Below are 4,390 nucleotides of genomic sequence, written 5' to 3'. Positions count from 1 at the left end.
CCCCGCCGCGGCCGTCGAGGCCCCGGCCAAAACCGCGACGATGACCATCGCCGCGATCCGGGCCATCGGTACGTTGACGCCGAGCCCCGCCGAGACGTCGTCGCCCAGGGCCAGGAGATTGAGCGTCGGGGCCGTGGCGAATCCCGCGAGGATCCCGATCGCCAGAATTGGGGCGATGGTCAGCGCCACCCCCAGATCGCCGGCGGCCACCGACCCCACCGTCCAGAACCGCACCCGGTCGAGGGCCCGCACATCCGACAGGACCAGCGCGGACGTCAGCGAAGAGAGCAGGGCGGTGATGGCTGCGCCCGCGAGGATGAGCGTCAGCGGGTTGAGCCCGCCCCCGAGGGAGGTCACGCCGAACACCGCGAATGCCGCGATCGCCGCGCCGACGAAGGCCAGGGCGGCCGTCGCCGGAGTGGACAGCGACCCGGCGAGCAGCGTCCCCGCGACCACCGCGAAGGCGGCGCCGGCGGAAATCCCGAGAATCCCGGGCTCCGCGAGGGGATTGCGGGTGTAGCCCTGGATGATCGCCCCCGCCACGCCGAGCGCGGCGCCCACGGACAACGCCAGGATGGTGCGGGGCACCCGGAGGTTGGCGATGATCTCGCCGTCCGACCCGCCGCGCGACCCGGTGCGCAGGGACTCCAGGGCCGGCCCGATGGCATCGGCCAGTTGATCGGCCGACATCGGCCTCGAGCCGATGGCCAGGCTCAGTGCCGAGGCGGCGATGATGAGCACGGGCAGCGCGATCACCCAGCAGGATCTGCGCCGGCGGGATGGTGCGCCCGCGACTCCGGCGCTCGGGGCCCGGACGGTTGTGTGTGACATGTGATTCTCCGCAATAGGGGTTGTATAGATGCTGACTAGGACATAGATTAGCAATGAAGGTTAGGCAAACCTTCATTGCCTGTGAATGGTGGGCCTACATCCCGTGCGTGGCGCGGGTGGCGCACCCCGGAACGAGTTAAGGAAACCAGATTCAATGAAGCGGACCATTGGGAAAGTCGCGGCGATCGTCGCGGCGGCCGGCCTCCTCCTGACCGGCTGCTCGAAAGCCGATGAACCTGCGGAAGGCGACCGGAAGGACGCCGGAACGGTCAGCATCGCCCACGCGTGGGGAACCGACGAATACCCCGTCAAGCCCGCCAAGGTGGTCGCCTCCGGCGTCGCCGTCGACAATCTCCTCGCCCTGGGCGTGACCCCCGATGTGGTCATCGAAACCCCCGCGGACAAGGGCGCCCCGTGGCGCGCCGAGGCGCTGAAGGGGGTCGAGCGCATCGACGTCCCCGATTTCCGCACGGTTCCCGTCGAGAAGATCGCCGCCGCGAAGCCCGACTTCATCGTCGGCGACTTCTGGCGGATCACGCAGGAGACCTACACGAGCCTCAAGGAGATCGCCCCGACCCTCGGCGGCATCGGCGCGGAGGGCGAATCCCTCGGCTGGAAGCCGCAGCTGGAGGCCCTGGGCAAGATCTACGGCAAGGAGGGCGACGCGAAGAAGGTCATCGACGAAGACGCCGGGCGCTTCGACTCCGTCAAGTCGGAACTGCCGAAGCTCGAGGGCAAGACGGGCGTCATCGCCCAGTACGCGCCGCAGCGGGGCATGGGAGTGGTCGCGGATCCGGAGGAGCCGGGCAACTCCGCGCTCTACGACCTGGGCATGAAGGTGCCCGATTCCTTCGCGTCCCTCCCGCAGCGATCGGGCCGCGCCATGGTGTCCCCCGAGAACATCTCCGTGATCGACGCCGACTTCATGGCCGTGTACGCCGTCTCCGGCGGTCCCGACGAGATTCGCGCGATCCCCGGCTTCTCGGACCTGCGCCAGGTCAAGAACGACACGACCATCTTCGGCGATGCCGTGCTGGTGCAGGCGCTGAACAACCCGAGTTCCCTCAGCCGCGCCTGGGTGCTCGAGCAGCTCCGCCCGACCCTCGAAAAGGTCGCGAAGCAGTAGTCCCCGACGGGCCCCGCCCGGCGGGGCCCGAAGAAAGGTGCAGAAGAAAGGTGCAAACGATGAGTTCGAAACTGCTGCGGCGCTGCTCCGTGGCGTGCGCGCTGAGCATGTCGCTGGCTTTCGCGGCGGCTCCGGTCGCCGAAGCCGGCGTAGTGCGGGGCCCCGGTCCCGCCGCGTCGATCGATGAGTCCGAGAAGCTGCCGGTCATCTACGTCTCTGGCTCGAACGAGCCGAAACAAATGGCGGATGCCTTCGCCGCCTCGATGCGGCGCTTCGGCGTGGACGTCCACCCGTTCATGGTGTGGGAGCCGTCCGATCCCGCCACCAGCCCCTATGTCACGGTGAAGGGAAATTCGGCCCGGATTCCAGCTTTCATCGAGAAGCTCAAGGCCGAGACCGGCCACGACAAGTTCGACGTGGTCACGTATTCGCAGGGTGGCCTGGTGACGAGGTACTGGCTGAAGGACTTCGACGGAGCGCGCCACGTCCGAAAGGTCGTGAGCCTCTCGGGGCTGATCAAGGGGTCGCCGTTCCAGGCCGATGCGGTGCGCAACGGCCAGTGCCCGCCGCCCGGGCTGGAGCTACTCGTGCCCCCGGAACTGGCGAAGAACCCCTCCGACGCCTGCCTGGAAATGTCCTCGGAGGGTGATGAGGTGCGCCGGTTGAACACCCCGTCCGAGGCGTTGCCCGGCATCCGGTACTACAACATCACGACGACCCTGGAATACGATGCCTCGCCCTACCGCATCAATCTGATGGACGGTCCGGGCGACTACTACAACATCGTCACGCAGGACCTGTGCCCGAACGATCCGGTCGTCCATCTGACGATGACGATGACCCCGTCGGTGCAGTCCCTCGTCGCCTCCGCACTGAAGGGGGGTCCGCTCGAAATGAAATGCATGACCCCCGATTCTCCGCCGGGGGTGCCGTCCCTGAAGGACGTCCCGCCGCTCGAGAACGGCCCCAAGGTCATCTGATCCGGTGGCCGGGCCGATGGGCCCGGCGGAAATGAAGCGGTGCCCTCCTCCTCGGCGGGCACCGCTTTCGCGTGCGCGGGGGCTTTCCTTCCGGGGCCGTTCAGGGCGGATGCCGCAGTGAAAATATGATTATCGCCACTAAGCGAGGAAAGCCTAGCCAAAGCAATCGAGGGCAGCCTGATATCTTGCTTTGGTCCGGCCCCGGTTTCCCCGGAGGGGTTAATAGACAAAAAGGGGATGCGGACGTTTTTTTTGGACAGTTTCAATCTCACGCTACATTGACTTTTCGGTATTCGGCAATGCTCAAACCATCGAGGCTGATCTTGATTCGGTGATTGTTGTAGAACTCAATGTATGTCGCGATTGCTTCTTTGAGCTCTTGAGGGTTCTGCCAGGTTCTGCCGTAGTACATTTCGTTTTTCATTCGGCCGAAGAACCCCTCGCATGCTGCATTGTCGGGGCTACAACCTTTCTTCGACATCGAGCGAAGTATTCCGAACTTCTCGGTCATACTTCGCCAGCTGCTGCCTCGATAATGTGCTCCGCGGTCTGAGTGAATCACCAAGGAGCCATCCATTGCCGGCTTTTCGGTTGCGATTGCTGCGTACAAAGTTTCTTCTGCTAACTCCATGGTGGGATGAACACTTGTTTTTGCTGCCACGACCTTCCCGTCAAAACAGTCAATGATGGCAGACAGGTACACGCGACCTTGGTTAGTAGCGAAAACACTGATGTCAGTCAGCCACAACCGATTTGGATGCTCAGCATGAAAATTACGGTTCACCAGGTTAGGTGGTGCGGGAGAAATTTCCCCTTGATAGCTGGAGTAACGCCACTTTCGTTTCGGGAACCAGGGACGAATTCCCTCTTCGTGCATGAGACGGCGGACGACCTTCTCACTGATAACGATCCCGCGATGGCGCAGTTCCCACCAAAGTCGGCGATAGCCGTAGGTGTTATTCGACTCAGAACTAATCTCATGAAGCAATTCGCGGATATGCGCGTGCTTATCCGGAGCAAATCGCTGTTGGAGTTGGTAGTAGAAGCTTGATGCCGCAAGATCAATAGCAGCAAGCAGCATAGATAACGGAAACTCGCCGCGTAACGCGTCAACCACTTCAGCCTTGTGCTTATTGCTGAGCTGCCCCGGGATGACGCTGACGTCTTTTTTTACAAGTTCCAGCTCCTTTTCCAAAACAGCCTTGTCAACGAGCAGTTGAGCCATTTGCTTTTTCAGTTCTGCAGGATCATCGGCTAATGATTTCTCGAATGCTGCTCGGGTGGGCATGCGAGTGTGCTCTTTGCGTTCTCTTTTCGACATCAAACCCCATTTTCCCTCTTCACGGTGGCGTTGTGCCCAAGAATAGACACTCATCTTTGAGCGCAGCTCGCATTCCACAGCGGTGTCAGCTGGCCTCCAACCAGCGTTGAAGAGCTCAACAGCACGAAGCTT

General features: G+C 62.7%; 4 protein-coding genes. 2 read left to right on the top strand and 2 right to left on the bottom strand.

Annotation, left to right across the window (positions count from 1 at the left end; all coding sequences use genetic code 11):
• On the bottom strand, positions 1 to 741 hold a 741-nt coding region (locus tag ADB02_RS10700), incomplete at its 3' end, for a FecCD family ABC transporter permease (protein WP_241482474.1).
• Positions 742 to 985: 244 nt separating this feature from the next.
• Here ADB02_RS10700 and ADB02_RS10695 point away from each other — a divergent pair.
• On the top strand, positions 986 to 1,957 hold the full coding sequence (locus ADB02_RS10695) for an ABC transporter substrate-binding protein (protein ID WP_049191078.1): 972 nt from the start codon (positions 986 to 988) through the stop codon (positions 1,955 to 1,957).
• A 59-nt stretch (positions 1,958 to 2,016) separates the two neighbouring features.
• Positions 2,017 to 2,937, top strand: a complete 921-nt coding sequence (locus tag ADB02_RS10690) for an esterase/lipase family protein (RefSeq protein WP_048733061.1) — start codon at positions 2,017 to 2,019, stop codon at positions 2,935 to 2,937.
• Positions 2,938 to 3,205: 268 nt separating this feature from the next.
• Here ADB02_RS10690 and ADB02_RS10685 read toward each other — a convergent pair.
• On the bottom strand, positions 3,206 to 4,390 hold a 1,185-nt coding region (locus ADB02_RS10685), incomplete at its 5' end, for an IS3 family transposase (RefSeq protein WP_080969624.1).

Origin of the sequence: Corynebacterium sp. 212_CJEI (genome assembly GCF_001055915.1) — a bacterium.
Classification (GTDB): domain Bacteria; phylum Actinomycetota; class Actinomycetes; order Mycobacteriales; family Mycobacteriaceae; genus Corynebacterium; species Corynebacterium jeikeium_D.
Note: the sequence above shows the minus strand (reverse complement) of the source record. Positions and strands in the feature narration are given on the sequence as shown.

Coding starts and splice junctions, on each gene's coding strand:
- ADB02_RS10695 (WP_049191078.1), top strand. CDS start 986: ATGAAGCGGACCATTGGGAAAGTCGCGGCGATCGTCGCGGCGGCCGGC.
- ADB02_RS10690 (WP_048733061.1), top strand. CDS start 2,017: ATGAGTTCGAAACTGCTGCGGCGCTGCTCCGTGGCGTGCGCGCTGAGC.